This window comes from Kitasatospora sp. NPDC001664, from assembly GCF_053596675.1.
In genome coordinates this window covers 153174-165811 of record NZ_JBSFGS010000016.1, presented here as the reverse complement: position 1 = coordinate 165811, position 12638 = coordinate 153174, and the positions used below count along the sequence as shown (strand labels likewise).

Here is a 12638-nt window from a genome sequence, read left to right as displayed (position 1 = left end):
CATCACTGGACGCATGGGACGAACCGGTACCGTGCTCCTCACCTCGCTGCTCGCGCTCGCGGCAGCCCTGCCGATCTCCTCCGACGTGGTGCCGGCGGCCACCACGGGGGCGGGGGAGCGGGCCACCGCCTGCTCCCGGGTCCCCGTGGTGGGGCACCGCGGCGCGCCCACCGTCGCGGCCGAGAACACCATGGCCTCCTTCGAGGCCGCCCTCCGGGAGGGTGCCGACTGGCTGGAGACGGACGTCCTGGTCAGCAGGGACGGCGTCCCCGTGCTGATGCACGACCCGACCGTGGACCGGGTCACCGGCGGCACCGGCCACGGCGCCGTCGCCGACCTGCGGATCGCCGAACTGGACCGGCTGCGCGTCACGGTGGGCCCCGGCGGCCCGCAGCCGATCCCGCACCTGGCCGAACTGCTGGACCGGCTGCGCGGCACCGGGGTCCGGCTGTTGATGGAGATCAAGGACGTCGGCCGCCCGGAGGAGGCCGCCCTGATCGGCCGGCTGGCGGGTGCCGCGGCCGCCTCCGGGACGGAGGTGGAGCTGTACTCCTTCCACCCCCAGTACCTGCGGGCCGCCCACGCCGCCGCGCCGGACCTCCCGGTCACCCTGCTCCAGGCCTCCTGGTCCGCCCGCGAGCCGGAGGAGCTGCCGCTCTACGCCGTCTCGCTGGAGCAGGTGCTCGCCACCCCCGAACGGATCCGGGCCGAGCACGCCGCCGGCCGCCGGGTCTACGTGTGGACCGTGAACGACCCGGACGGCTGGAGCCGTGCGGCCGAGCACGGGGCGGACGCGGTGATCACCGACACCCCCGGGGCCGCCCGTGCCCGGCTGGATCGCGACTGCCCGCGCGGCGGCCACCGGTGGCGGAGCCTGACGGCGCGTCAGTGAGCCGCGGGCTGGTCTAGAGTGGCCCGCCATGATCACCGAGAGACTGACCCTCAGGGCGCTCGGCGCCACGGCGCCGAAGGCCCGGCGGCTGCTGCCCGCGCTGCTCTGCGGCCTCCTGCTGGCCACCGCCGTCCCGACCGCCGCGGTCGCTGAGCCGACCACCTACGTGACCACCGGACCGGTCTTCAACAACCCGAAGGCGCCCGACACCGCGGGCCAGAACGCGATACTCGGCCACCTCGGCCGGCTCACCGGCGGGGCGCTGCCCGGCTCCACCGTCCGGATCTCGATCTACTCGCTGCGCTCCGACTGGTACGCGGGCAAGCTGGCCGAGGCGCACCGCAACGGCGTCAACGTCCAGGTCCTGGTGGACCACACCAGCATCGAGGCCGACGGCTCCGGGGCCACCCCCGGGTTGAAGGTGAAGAACACCCTGGACGCCGCGTTCGCCGAGACCGCACCCGCCGGGAAGACCTACGGCACCTCCTGGATCCGGGTCTGCGCGCCGGACCAGGCCTGCCTGGCGAAGAACGCCGAGCAGTACGCGCCGTTCAGCAACAACCACAACAAGTTCTTCCTGTTCTCCCGCACCACCGGCAGCGGTTCGCCCACCCTGGGCGTCCCGCTGGACGACGTGACCGTGCAGTCCTCGGGGAACCTCACCCTCTGGGACCTCAAGTACGGCTGGAACGACGCCATGACGGTGGTCGGCAACGCCGAGCTGCACGCCGCCTACCGCACCTACTTCGAGAAGCTGACGGCCTCTCAGGCCGCCCCCGACGGCTCGCTCCAGACCAAGGACTACCCCGTCGAGGTGCAGGCCGGGGCGGCCCGGGCCTACTTCTTCCCGCGCGCCACCTCCGACCCGATCGTGGACCTCCTCAACACGGTGGACGACCCGATCGGCACCGCCCCGGTCTGCTACGGCAACACCAGGACCGCCGAGAACCCCGAGGGCCGCACCGTCATCCGGATCGCCCAGCACCAGATCTCGCGGGCGGCCGTCGCGCAGAAGCTCTGGGAGCTGGCCGAGGCCGGCTGCTACGTGGACGTCGTCTACCGCCTGCTCAACGACTGGGACGCCCCCGGCCCGCAGCGCGACATCGGCTTCTGGCTGACCCGCTCCACCAAGAACGGCAAGATCTCGCTGCACCGCCTCAACAACGACACCCGCGGCGGCTCCGCCACCCACACCAAGTACCTGCTGGTGGAGGGCGGTTACCAGGGCCAGGCCGACCAGAAGCTCGTCTTCACCGGCAGCCACCCCTACACCAACATGGGCCTCACCGAGACCGACGAGGCCCTGCTGAAGTACCAGGACGCGGCCGTCCACGACGCCTACCTGAAGAACTTCCGCGACCAGCGTGCCGCCGCGGTCGCAGAGGACGCGCTCGGCGGCGTGGCCTAGCCGGAGGTCTCGCCCGGGGCGGCGGCGGGTCCGCCGTCCCGGGCGAGGAAGTCCAGCAGTCGGCCGTCGAGCGCGCTCGGGTCGGCGGTCGGGATCGCGTGGTGCGACAGGCCGGGCAGCAACGCGACCTCAGCGTGCGGCAGTTGACGCCGGGCCCGGGCGGCGAGGGCGGCCGCGTCGTGGGTGCGGCTGCGTTCGGCGAACAGCACCAGAGTGGGGACGGCCGGGCCGGGTGGGCGGGTGGTGCGGCCGCTGACCGGGCGGCCGACCCTGGGTGCGGTGGCGCCGAGCACGTAGAGATCGGCCCAGGCCGGGTCGGGAGCCGAACTACCGGTCTCCCAGCGGAGGTAGTCGCGGACCCGGGTCTCGGTCGGGCGCAGCAGCACGGGCAGTGCGCGCAGCAGGTAGCCGGGGCGGAAGCCGCCGAACACCTGGGTCGGGTCGAGCAGGGCCAGCCTCGTCACCCGTTGCGGGGCGTGCCGTGCGAAGGTGACGGCCAGCCAGGCGCCGTAGGAGTGGCCGCAGACGGCGGTGGCGGAGAGCCCGAGGCCGTCCAGGACGGAGCCGAGCCAGGCGGTCAGGTCGGCGGGGCGGCGCAGCGGCCGGCCCGCGCGGACGCTGCGTCCGACGTCGCCGAGGATGTCCACGGCGTAGAGCCGGTGGTGCGCACCGAGCGCCGGCGCGTTGGCGTACCAGACGGTGCCGGTGGCTCCGCCGCCGTGCAGCAGGAGGAGCGGGGCGCCGTCCGGCGGGCCGTACGCGTGCACCCGGGTCGGCCCGTACGGGGTGGGGACGGTCAGTTCGGCCGTGCCGGCGGGCCAGCGGGCGAGCAGGGCGTCGTAGGCGGCGGCGAAGCGTTCGGTCACGGTCCCTCCGGGGTGTGGCTGATCTCCTTGCGGTGGACGGTGGAGCTGTGGCGGACCCGCATGCCGACGTGCAGGTAGAGGTCGAGGGCGCCGGTCTCGGAGTGGGTGCCGAGGGTGGTGGTGGGGCGGCCCGCCCGGGTGAAGGCCTGGAAGGTGGCGGCCAGCAGGTGGCGGGCCAGGCCGCGGCGGCGGTGGGCCGGGTGGACGGCCAGCTGTTCGATCCAGCCCTCGTCCGGCTCGGGGGAGTCGAGGGAGACGGTGGCGCCGGTGAGGTGGCCGCCGGTGAAGGCGAGCAGGGTGGCGGCCGGGGCGAAGGACGGGTGGGCGAGGGTGTGGGCGGCCCACTCGTGGTAGCCGTGGCGGCGCTGCTGCCACTCGTCGAAGGCGTCCTGGACCAGGGCGTGGAGTGCCGGGCCGTCACCCTCCCGGTACGGGCGGACGGTGCTGCCGGGCGGTGCGGGCGGGAGGTCCGCGAGGGTCGCGGTGTGCTCCAACAGCCATTCGGTGACCCGGGGCCGGTACCCGCGCGAGCGGACCAGGGAGACGGCCGCGGCGTCGGCGTCCGGCACGACCTGGGTGATCTGCTCCCCGCCGGCCGCCCTGGCCCGGGCCTCGGCCCAGTCGAGCAGTGCCGCCCCGAGTCCGAGCCCCCGGTGCTCCGGATGCACCCGCACCACGGACCGCCGGTCCACCCAGGCCCAGCCCGCCACCGCCCCGGCCGTCTCCCGCACCACGACGGTGTCCAGCTCGGCGACCAGCCCCGGCCGCGCCAGGTCGGCCGTCACCTGCCCGGCGCCGTGGCCGGCCCTGCCGTACAACTCCTGTTCGCAGCGGGCCAGGAGGGCCTCGACCGCGGGTACGTCCTCGGGTCGGACGGGGTGGCTCCGGTACCCGGCGGGCAGCAGCGGTTCGACGTGTCCCGACATGCCGTCAGCCTAACCGGCCCAGGGTGGAGGGGAGTTCAGTCCCCGACGTAGATCTGCTGCTGCGGGTCGAGGTGCTCGGCGACCGGGGTGGTGTAGTTGGCGTAGGGGGTCACGCCGCTGAGGACGTGGGCCACCGAGGCGGAGGTGGCGTCGGTGAGGCAGGCCGCCATGGCGATGGCGGCCGCTGCTGCGGCCATGGCGCGGATGTTCATCGGGACCCCCGTGATCCTTCCAGCCCGACCGCACCGGTCGGGCTGGTGATCTTCGCAGGCCGACGTCCCGCCGCACAAGGGTGGTCCGAAACGGCCTGCGGTTGTGTCAGGTCAGGGGATGATGTCCGCATGACCGAGGACCTGCCCGCCTTCCTGCGGGCCCGCTTCGCCGAGGACCGGCAGGCCGCCCTGGAGGCGCACCCGCAGGCGGCGTCGGGGTGGTGGGCGGCCGACGCCGCGACGCCGGTCGAGCGGTACCTGGCCCGCTGGAGGCCCTCGCGGGTGCTGGCCGAGACCGCCGCCAAGCAGCAGTTGCTGGAGCTCGCCAACGCGGAGTGCGCACCCGCCTGCCGGGTGGAGCACGCCTTCGACGCCGGGTGCGGCCTGCGGTGGATGGGGCCGCTGCACGTCGAGGAGGACGGCGGCCGCTGGCTCCGGGACGACACCGGGGCCCGCTTCGCGCCGCCGCCGGTGACCCCGCTCGCGACCCTGCGCCTGCTCGCCCTGCCGTACGTGGACCACCCGGGTTACCGGCGGGAGTGGGCCCCGGGGCTCTGAGCTTCGAACGGCCGAGGGCCGTCCGGCACGTGGTGTGCCGGACGGCCCTCGTGGCTCTGGCGGGGCGTCAGGGCTTGGGCTGCTGCTGGGTGATGCAGTGGATCCCGCCGCCGTTGGCGAAGATCTCGCGGGCGTCGACCAGCTCGACCGTGCGGCCCGGGTAGGCCTCGGCGAGCAGCGCGGCGGCGACCTGGTCGCGCGGGTCGTCGAAGGCGCAGAGGACGACGGCGCCGTTGGCGACGTAGTGGTTGATGTAGGAGTAGTCGACCGGCTCGCCCTCCTCGTCCAACAGGACGGTGGGGGCGGGGAGTTCGATGACCTCCAGCTGCCGGCCCTGGGCGTCGGTGGAGGCCCGCAGGATGGCGACCAGCTCCTGGCAGACCTCGTGGTCCGGGTGGGCGGGGTCGGGCTGGACGTGGGCGACGACCACACCGGGGCGGACGAAGGAGGCGACGATGTCGATGTGGCCCCGGGTGCCGAAGTCGTCGTAGTCGCGGGTGAGTCCGCGCGGCAGCCAGACCGCCTTGGTGGTGCCGAGGTGGGCGTGCAGCTCGGCCTCGACCTGCTCCCTGGTCCAGTCGGAGTTGCGGCCCTCGCCGAGCTGGACGGTGTCGGTCACCAGCACGGTGCCCTCGCCGTCCACGTGGATGCCGCCGCCCTCGTTGATCAGGCGGGAGGCGAAGCGCTGCACCTCGGTGAGCTTGGTGACCTCCTCGGCGATGTGCTGGTCGTTGTCCCACCGGGCCCAGGACTGCGCGCCCCAGCCGTTGAACACCCAGTCGGTGGCCGCGAGTTCGCCGGAGCCATTGATCAGGAAGGTGGGGCCGATGTCCCGCATCCAGGCGTCGTCCAGCGGGCGCTCGACCAGCTCGACCGCGCCGTCGACGTAGCGGCGGACGGCGTCCAGCTCGCCGGTGTTGACGATCATCGTGACCGGCTCGTAGCGGACGATGGTGTTGGCGACCCGGGCCCAGGCCTCCCGTGCGGCGTGCAGCTGCTCGGGGGTGTCGAAGGTCTGGTTGTCGGTGGGGAAGGCCATCCAGGTGCGGTCGTGCGGGTGCCACTCGGCGGGCATCCGGAAGCCGAGCTGGGCGGGGGTGGCGGCGGTCATGGGTGTGAAGTCCTCGGTGGGTGACGGGGGTTGGACGGGGGTTGGTCAGAGGAAGTAGAGGCGGCTGAGCGAGACGGAGTCGGCCGGGGCCGAGCGGATCGGTTCGCCGTCGAGCGTGACCAGGCCGGTGGTGGCCTCGACCTGGACGGTGCCGGTGCGGGCGTTGCGGACCATGTCGGCGGGGCCGATGCCCCGGGTGCCGCGGACGGCGACCCGGCGGCGCCGGGTGGGCATGGCGTCCCCGTTCTCGACGGCGGCCCGGGCCACGAAGGCCACCGAGAGGTCGGCGGCGGTGGCCCCGTGGGCGCCGAACTGGGGGCCCAGGACCAGGGGTTCGCAGCGGTCGGTGGAGGCGTTGGGGTCACCGGTGACGCCGTAGGCGGGGAAGCCGGACTTCAGCACCAGCTGCGGTTTGGCGCCGAAGTGGTCCGGGCGCCAGAGCACGATGTCGGCGAGCTTGCCCACCTCGATCGAGCCGACCTCGTGGGAGAGGCCGTGCGCGATGGCGGGGTTGATGGTGAGCTTGGCGACGTAGCGGAGCACCCGCTCGTTGTCGTCGCCGGCCTCGGTGGTGCCGAACCCGCCGTCCAGCGGCCCGAGTTCGAGCTTCATCTTGCCGGCCATGGCGAAGGTGCGGCGCACCGTCTCGCCCGCCCGGCCCATGCCCTGGGCGTCGGAGGAGGTGATGCCGATGACGCCCAGGTCGTGCAGCACGTCCTCGGCGCCCATGGTGCCGGCCCGGATCCGGTCGCGGGCCATGGCGGCGTCGCCGGGGAGGTCGACCTTGAGGTCGTGGGCGGAGACGATCATGCCGAAGTGCTCGCCCAGGGCGTCCCGGCCGAACGGCAGGGTGGGGTTGGTGGAGGAGCCGATGACGTTGGGGACCCCGGCCATCTTGAGCACGTTGGGGACGTGCCCGCCGCCGCACCCCTCGATGTGGAAGGCGTGGATGGTACGGCCGTCCAGGACGCGCAGGGTGTCCTCGACCGAGAGGCACTCGTTGAGGCCGTCGGTGTGCAGGGCGACCTGGACGTCGTGCTCCTCGGCGACCCGCAGCGCGGTGTCGAGCGCGCGGGTGTGGGCGCCCATGTCCTCGTGCACCTTGAAGCCCGAGGCACCGCCCTCGGCCAGTGCCTCGACCAGCGGGGCCGGGTCGGAGGACGAACCGCGGCCCAGGAAGCCGATGTTGACCGGCCAGGCGTCGAAGGCGTTGAAGGCGTGGCGCAGGGCCCAGGGGGAGTTGACGCCGACGCCCCAGACCGGGCCGAACTCCTGCCCGATGACCGTGGTGACGCCGGAGGCGAGCGAGGCCTCCATGATCCGGGGCGAGAGCAGGTGGACGTGGGTGTCGATCGCGCCGGCGGTGGCGATCAGCCCCTCGCCGGAGACGATCGTGGTGCCGGTGCCGACCACCACCTCGACGCCGTCCAGGGTGTCCGGGTTGCCGGCCCGGCCGATCGCGGCGATCCGGCCGCCGATCAGGCCGATCGAGGTCTTGCGGATACCGAGGACCGCGTCGATCACCAGCACGTTGGAGATGACGACGTCACAGGTGTCGCGCACGGCGGCGGGCCTGAGGTGCAGGCCGTCGCGGGCGGTCTTGCCGAAGCCGGCCAGGAACTCGTCACCGGGGGCCTGCGAGTCGGACTCCACCCGGACGATCAGCCCGGAGTCGCCGAGCCGGATCCGGTCGCCGGCCCGGGGGCCGTGCACGGAGACGTAGTCGTGCGGGGTGATGGCGGTCATCGGCCGGCCTCCTGGAGCGGGGCAGGGGCAGGGGCGGGGGCGAGCTCGGGCGCGGTCACGAGTCCAGCTCCGCGTCGTCGAAGCCGGTCAGGTAGCCGGTGGCCCGGGCCTTGGCGAGCGCGGCCTCGCGGGCGCCGGGGGCGTCCAACGGGCCGTCCACCAGGCCGGCGAAGCCGATCGCCACCCGGGCCCCGCCGATCGGCACCAGGCCGACCTCGACGGTGGCGCCCGGGTCGAAGCGGACCGAGGAGCCGGCCGGTACGGCGAGGTGGGTGCCGTAGGCGGCGGAGCGGTCGAAGGCGAGCCGCGGGTTGGCCTCGAAGAAGTGGAAGTGCGAGGTGACCGAGATCGGCACGTCCGAGGTGTTGTGCACCGGGAGCAGCAGGGTCTCCTCGATCGGGTCGTACCCCTCGCCGCTGCCCAGCAGCGCACCGCCGGGGGCCTCGTCGCCGAGCGAACCGGCGCCCCGGAAGGGGTCGTTGACCACCGCGAGGCGGGTGCCGTCGTCGAAGACCGCCTCCACCTGGACCACCGTCACCACGTCGGCCACGCCGGGCAGCACGTCCGCGGCGGAGAGCACGGTGCGGCCGGCCTCGACGGCCTCGGCCAGCCGGCGGCCGTCCCGGGCGGCCTCGCAGACGGCGTCGGCGATCAGGGCGGTGGCCTCGGGGACGTTCAGCTTCACGCCCCGGGCCCGCCGGGCGCGGGCGAGTTCGGCGGCCGTGAAGATCAGCAGCCGGTCCCGCTCGGTGGGGGTCAGTCGCACGGTGCCTCGCTCTCCTCGCCGTGGCGGCGGCCGCTCAACTTAGAACGCCGTTCAAACTCTCTGTCCGGCCATTGAACCCGGACGGCGCCGCCGTGTCCAGCCTTGTCCGTTCCGGGGTGTTCTGCGCGCCGGGCGTCGCAATCGTGTGGCGGATGCTTGCGGGAGGGCCGGACACCGCGGGTGGCGCGGGTCGATACTGGGGCCGTCCGTGCACAGCCCAGTGAATGGAGCCCCGGCTGATGAGTGCCGCCACCGACCCCGCCGTCCTGCTGGCCGGACCGAAGGGGGCGCGGCTCCGCCTCGGCCCCGCGATCAGGCAGGCCGAGCAGAGCGTGACGGCCGCCAAGGTGGAGGCGCTGCGGGGCCTCGGCCTGACCGTGCCGCAGTACGCCGTGCTGCTCCAGCTCGCCGAGCGGACCGACCGCTCCGGCGCCCAGCTCGCCCGGGGCGCCGCCGTCACCCCGCAGACCATGGCCGGTGTGCTGGCGAACCTGGAGACCAAGGGCCTGATCGAGCGTCAGCAGTCCGAGGTGCACGGCAAGGTGATGCTGGCCCGGCTGACCGAGGCCGGGGAGGGCCTGCTCGCCGAGGCCGACGACCGCGCGGTGGGGGTGGAGGCCGCGCTCTGGTCGGCCTTCGCCCCCGAGGAGCGCGAGCAGCTGTGCGCCCTGCTGCGGCGGGCGGCGACCGCCCTGCGCCCGTAGCGGTCCACCGGCAGGGGGCCGGTGGCGGTCCAAACCTCCCGGCAGCCCCGGAAAGGATCACTCGGAGCCCCCTGAGCCCCGCTTCACCACAGGTGACCGTCCGCACACTGTTGCGTGTCCCCGCCAGTGGGCATGAGGATGGTCGTCGGTATCGGGACAGTCCGCCAGCGGGGGACGCGACGCGGCCAACTGTCCGTGAGAAGGGCTGTGGGGGGCGTTACGTGATGGAAGGCAAGGCCAGGTTCCCGCGTCAGCGGACGGCTTCGAGCAGCACGGCGGCCGGCGGGGACTCCGCCCGCGCCAGGGGCCACGACCAGCACACCCACGAGGGGCGGGCGCCGCAGGAGCCGGGCTGCGCCCTGCACCGCAGGCTGCACGCGGCGCTCAGCCCGGCCGACCTGACCGGAGTCGGCGCCGTCCGCCGCCGCCTGCGGGCCGCCCTCGACCTCTGGGGCGTCCCCGAACTCGCCGACACGGCGGAGCTGTTGACCTCCGAGCTGGTGACCAACGCGCTGCTGCACACCGAGCGCGGCGCGGTGTTGGACGCGGTGCTCAGCCCCGAGCACCGGCTGCGGATCGAGGTCCAGGACGGCACCACCCGGCTCCCGGGCCGCCGGATCGCGAGCGAGACCGCCACCTCCGGGCGCGGCCTGCAGCTGGTCGAGGCGCTGGCCGACGACTGGGGCGTCCAGCTGCGCGGTGACGGCAAGGTCACCTGGTTCGAGCTCGGCGCCGCCTGAGCGGTTCCGCCCCGCCCCTCCCGGCCCGACCCCTCCCCGCCCGCCCCTCCCGGCCGACCCCGCGACCGTCCCCCGTGCATATGCCGCGTCACCGCCCGGTCACGAAATGCACCCGGCTCATTGCCCGCACCGCCGTCCTGTGCTCATCTGGTCCTGGCCTTTCGGGTACGTCCCGCGCGTGCGGCCGGCCCCGTCACCCGAAAGCCCGCTGGTGAGGCGGTACTAGTAATCTTTCGGCAGGATAGTGAGAATGTGTGCCCGGGAAGGCAGCGGGGAGATCCGAGCCTCGACTGACCGCCCTCGACCCGAGCACCGCCCACCCACTCGGCACACGGCTGTCACGGTCCGCCCGGACCGGACGGCACGGCAGCGGCAGGAGAAAAATGGCGACTGAGCCCGAGTCCGCGGGGCCCGCACGCCGCACCCCGCCTGCCCAGTCGGCCCGCGGCACGGCCGGCCACGGCCGGTCGGCGGTCAACGCGCTGCGCCCCGCCGCCGCCGGCAGCGGGCTGGCGGCCGGCCGGATCGCCCCGGTGGTCCCGCGCGGCCTGCCCACCAGGACGGGCGACTCCACCCCCGACTGGCTCGAACCCGCGATGGCCGCCAACGGCATCGGCTCCTTCGACTGGGACATCCGCCGCGACGTGCTGGAGGGCGATCCGCGCGCCTGCGCCATCCTCGGCCTCGACCCGGGCCGCTTCGACCGCAGCGCGGCCTCCTTCCTGGCGATGCTGCACCCCGAGGACGCCCCGGTGGTCCGCCGCCGGGTCGAGCGGGCCGTCGCCGAGCTCGGCCAGTGCGGCGCCTACTACCGCACCGTCTTCCCCGGCGGCGAGCTGCATGCCGCCCGCTTCCGCGGCCGGGTGCTGGCCGACGCCTTCGGGCGGCCGTCCCGGATGGTCGGCTTCGTCTGGGACGCCACCGTCGAGCTGCACAAGCGCGAGCGCGCCGGGGCGATGGCCGCGCTGCGCGAGGAGCGCTCGCGGTTCATCAAGGAGGCGGCCAGGGCGCTCTCCGAGGCCGTCACCGTCCGGGACGTGGCGCGGGTCTTCACCGAGCTGCCGCTGCCCGGCCTGCCGCCGGACGGCCTGATCCTGGCCTCGCTGGAGGCCGGCCGGTTCCAGGTGCTCGGCGCCAGCGGCTACCGCGACGGCGACCTGCGCCAGTACGACCGCGCGCCCGTCCCGCCCGGCCACCCGGCCGCCGAGGCGATCCGCAACCGCGCCCCGGTCTTCATCTCCAGCCGCGAGGAGTACCGCGAGCGCTACCCGGACGCCTACCCGCAGATGGCCGAGAACGGCCAGCGCAGCGCCTGGGCCTTCCTGCCGCTGGTGGCCAGCGGCCGGGTGACGGGCGTCTGCGTGGTCGGCTTCGACGACGACCGCGAGCTGGACGCCGACGAGCGCACCCTGCTCTCCACCCTGGGCGGCCTGGTCGCCCAGTCGCTGGCCCGGGCCCGGCTGCACGACGCCGAGCACGAGCTGGCGGCCGGCCTGCAGCGGGTGATGCTGCCGCGCACCGTGCCCTCGGTCTCCGGCGTGACCACCGCCGTCCGCTACCTGGCGGCCGGCTCCGGCCTGCAGATCGGCGGCGACTGGTACGACGTGGTGCCGCTGCCCGGCGGCCACGTCGGCCTGGTGATCGGCGACGTGCAGGGCCACGACGTGCACGCGGCGGGGATCATGGGCCAGCTGCGGATCGCGCTGCGCGCCTACGCGGCCGAGGGCCACCCGCCCGCCGCCGTGATGGCCCGGGCCTCCCGCTTCCTGGCCGACCTGGACACCGACCACTTCGCCACCTGCACCTACGCCGAGGTGAACGTGGACTACGGCGTGGTCTACGCCGTCCGGGCCGGCCACCTCGACCCGGTGGTCCGCCGGGCCGACGGCACCGCCACCGCCGTCCCGGTGGCCGGCGGGCTGCCGCTCGGCGTCTCCCCGGACGAGGAGTACCGGGTCACCCGGTTCTCGCTGGATCCGGGGGAGACGGTGGTGCTCTGCACCGACGGCCTGGTCGAGGCCCGCGACATGGACCTGGACACCGGATACGCCCGGCTCTGCGACACCGTCGCCCGCGAGCTGCCCGGCCGGGGCGAGGGCCCGCGCGACCCGCTGGACGAACTGGCCGACCGGATCGCCTCGCTGGCCGCCGACTCGACCGAGCGCGAGGACGACATAGCGCTGCTGCTGCTCCGCTGGGACGGCCCGGCGGGCGGGCTGGCCGCGCAGCAGCTGCGCCGCCGGATCGGCCAGGCCGACCTGGCCCGGATCTCCGAGCTGCGCGGCGAGCTGCGGGACGCGCTGCGCCGCTGGGGCGTGGCGGAGCTGGTGGACTCGGCCGAGCTGCTCGCCTCCGAGCTGGTCACCAACGCGATCCGGCACACCGACCGGGACGCCATGTTCACCGCCCGGCTCTACCGGGAGGGCTCCGGGGAGGGCCGGGCCCGGCTGCGGGTCGAGGTGGAGGACGAGTCCGACCTCTGGCCGACCAGGCGCACCCCGGGCGAGCAGGCCTCCTCCGGGCGCGGCCTGATGCTGGTGGAGGCGCTGGCCGACGCCTGGGGCGTGGAGCCGCGCGGCAGCGGCAAGCGGATGTGGTTCGAACTCTCCGCCGACTGAACCGGACGGACCGTCAGGCGGCGGCCGCGGCAGGACCGGGCCGTGGCCTGATCGGTCCGGTCAAGGGTTGCGCCGGGGGCGTGGGGGGCCA

The 12638-nt window shown here is 74.6% G+C and carries 12 protein-coding genes; 6 read left to right on the top strand and 6 right to left on the bottom strand.

Annotated features, from left to right (window positions below; translation table 11 throughout):
* Positions 1-13 precede the first annotated feature (13 nt).
* Both ACWCYY_RS23455 and ACWCYY_RS23450 read left to right on the top strand, forming a co-directional pair.
* Positions 14-892 (top strand): glycerophosphodiester phosphodiesterase, encoded by an 879-nt coding sequence (locus ACWCYY_RS23455; protein WP_449797124.1) that lies wholly within the window; start codon positions 14-16, stop codon positions 890-892.
* Between the two features lie 28 nt (positions 893-920).
* Complete coding sequence (locus ACWCYY_RS23450; RefSeq protein ID WP_449797123.1) at positions 921-2300, top strand: phospholipase D-like domain-containing protein; 1380 nt, start codon at positions 921-923, stop codon at positions 2298-2300.
* Here the strand turns inward: ACWCYY_RS23450 and ACWCYY_RS23445 are convergent.
* Genes ACWCYY_RS23445 through ACWCYY_RS23435 form a run of 3 tightly spaced genes read right to left on the bottom strand, consistent with a single transcriptional unit; the run spans position 2297 to position 4289 of the window.
* Positions 2297-3166, bottom strand: coding sequence for an alpha/beta fold hydrolase (locus ACWCYY_RS23445; protein WP_345289311.1), 870 nt, complete (start codon positions 3164-3166; stop codon positions 2297-2299). The genes ACWCYY_RS23450 and ACWCYY_RS23445 overlap by 4 nt on opposite strands.
* A complete protein-coding gene (locus tag ACWCYY_RS23440; protein WP_449797122.1) occupies positions 3163-4092 on the bottom strand; it encodes a GNAT family N-acetyltransferase in 930 nt (309 codons plus the stop codon). The genes ACWCYY_RS23445 and ACWCYY_RS23440 overlap by 4 nt, the downstream gene beginning before the upstream one ends.
* Positions 4093-4127: 35 nt before the next feature.
* Positions 4128-4289 (bottom strand): hypothetical protein, encoded by a 162-nt coding sequence (locus ACWCYY_RS23435; protein ID WP_449797121.1) that lies wholly within the window; start codon positions 4287-4289, stop codon positions 4128-4130.
* Positions 4290-4433: 144 nt separating this feature from the next.
* Between ACWCYY_RS23435 and ACWCYY_RS23430 the strand changes: the two genes are divergently transcribed.
* The gene (locus ACWCYY_RS23430) at positions 4434-4862 is read left to right on the top strand and encodes a DUF6221 family protein (RefSeq protein ID WP_345289314.1); all 429 of its coding nucleotides are present in this window, start codon (positions 4434-4436) and stop codon (positions 4860-4862) included.
* A gap of 67 nt (positions 4863-4929) precedes the next feature.
* On the opposite strand, the gene ACWCYY_RS23425 is transcribed toward ACWCYY_RS23430, so the two are convergent.
* From ACWCYY_RS23425 to ureA, 3 genes are read right to left on the bottom strand one after another with little or no spacing between them, the layout of a single operon-like run.
* Positions 4930-5973 (bottom strand): agmatine deiminase family protein, encoded by a 1044-nt coding sequence (locus ACWCYY_RS23425; protein WP_449797120.1) that lies wholly within the window; start codon positions 5971-5973, stop codon positions 4930-4932.
* 45 nt (positions 5974-6018) lie between these two features.
* Complete coding sequence (locus ACWCYY_RS23420; protein WP_449797119.1) at positions 6019-7719, bottom strand: urease subunit alpha; 1701 nt, start codon at positions 7717-7719, stop codon at positions 6019-6021.
* 55 nt (positions 7720-7774) lie between these two features.
* A complete protein-coding gene (gene ureA / locus ACWCYY_RS23415) occupies positions 7775-8485 on the bottom strand; it encodes an urease subunit gamma (RefSeq protein WP_449797118.1) in 711 nt (236 codons plus the stop codon).
* Positions 8486-8724: 239 nt separating this feature from the next.
* Between ureA and ACWCYY_RS23410 the strand changes: the two genes are divergently transcribed.
* From ACWCYY_RS23410 to ACWCYY_RS23400, 3 genes are all read left to right on the top strand, one after another.
* Positions 8725-9189 carry a MarR family winged helix-turn-helix transcriptional regulator gene (locus ACWCYY_RS23410; RefSeq protein WP_345289319.1) on the top strand — a complete coding sequence of 155 codons (465 nt, stop codon included), beginning with the start codon at positions 8725-8727 and terminating at the stop codon, positions 9187-9189.
* 224 nt (positions 9190-9413) lie between these two features.
* A complete protein-coding gene (locus ACWCYY_RS23405) occupies positions 9414-9929 on the top strand; it encodes an ATP-binding protein (protein ID WP_345289364.1) in 516 nt (171 codons plus the stop codon).
* 383 nt (positions 9930-10312) lie between these two features.
* Complete coding sequence (locus ACWCYY_RS23400) at positions 10313-12547, top strand: SpoIIE family protein phosphatase (protein WP_345289320.1); 2235 nt, start codon at positions 10313-10315, stop codon at positions 12545-12547.
* Positions 12548-12638 lie beyond the last annotated feature (91 nt).

Coding starts and splice junctions, on each gene's coding strand:
- ACWCYY_RS23455 (WP_449797124.1), top strand. CDS start 14: ATGGGACGAACCGGTACCGTGCTCCTCACCTCGCTGCTCGCGCTCGCG.
- ACWCYY_RS23450 (WP_449797123.1), top strand. CDS start 921: ATGATCACCGAGAGACTGACCCTCAGGGCGCTCGGCGCCACGGCGCCG.
- ACWCYY_RS23440 (WP_449797122.1), bottom strand. CDS start 4,092: ATGTCGGGACACGTCGAACCGCTGCTGCCCGCCGGGTACCGGAGCCAC.
- ACWCYY_RS23435 (WP_449797121.1), bottom strand. CDS start 4,289: ATGGCCGCAGCAGCGGCCGCCATCGCCATGGCGGCCTGCCTCACCGAC.
- ACWCYY_RS23430 (WP_345289314.1), top strand. CDS start 4,434: ATGACCGAGGACCTGCCCGCCTTCCTGCGGGCCCGCTTCGCCGAGGAC.
- ACWCYY_RS23425 (WP_449797120.1), bottom strand. CDS start 5,973: ATGACCGCCGCCACCCCCGCCCAGCTCGGCTTCCGGATGCCCGCCGAG.
- ACWCYY_RS23420 (WP_449797119.1), bottom strand. CDS start 7,719: ATGACCGCCATCACCCCGCACGACTACGTCTCCGTGCACGGCCCCCGG.
- ACWCYY_RS23410 (WP_345289319.1), top strand. CDS start 8,725: ATGAGTGCCGCCACCGACCCCGCCGTCCTGCTGGCCGGACCGAAGGGG.
- ACWCYY_RS23405 (WP_345289364.1), top strand. CDS start 9,414: ATGGAAGGCAAGGCCAGGTTCCCGCGTCAGCGGACGGCTTCGAGCAGC.
- ACWCYY_RS23400 (WP_345289320.1), top strand. CDS start 10,313: ATGGCGACTGAGCCCGAGTCCGCGGGGCCCGCACGCCGCACCCCGCCT.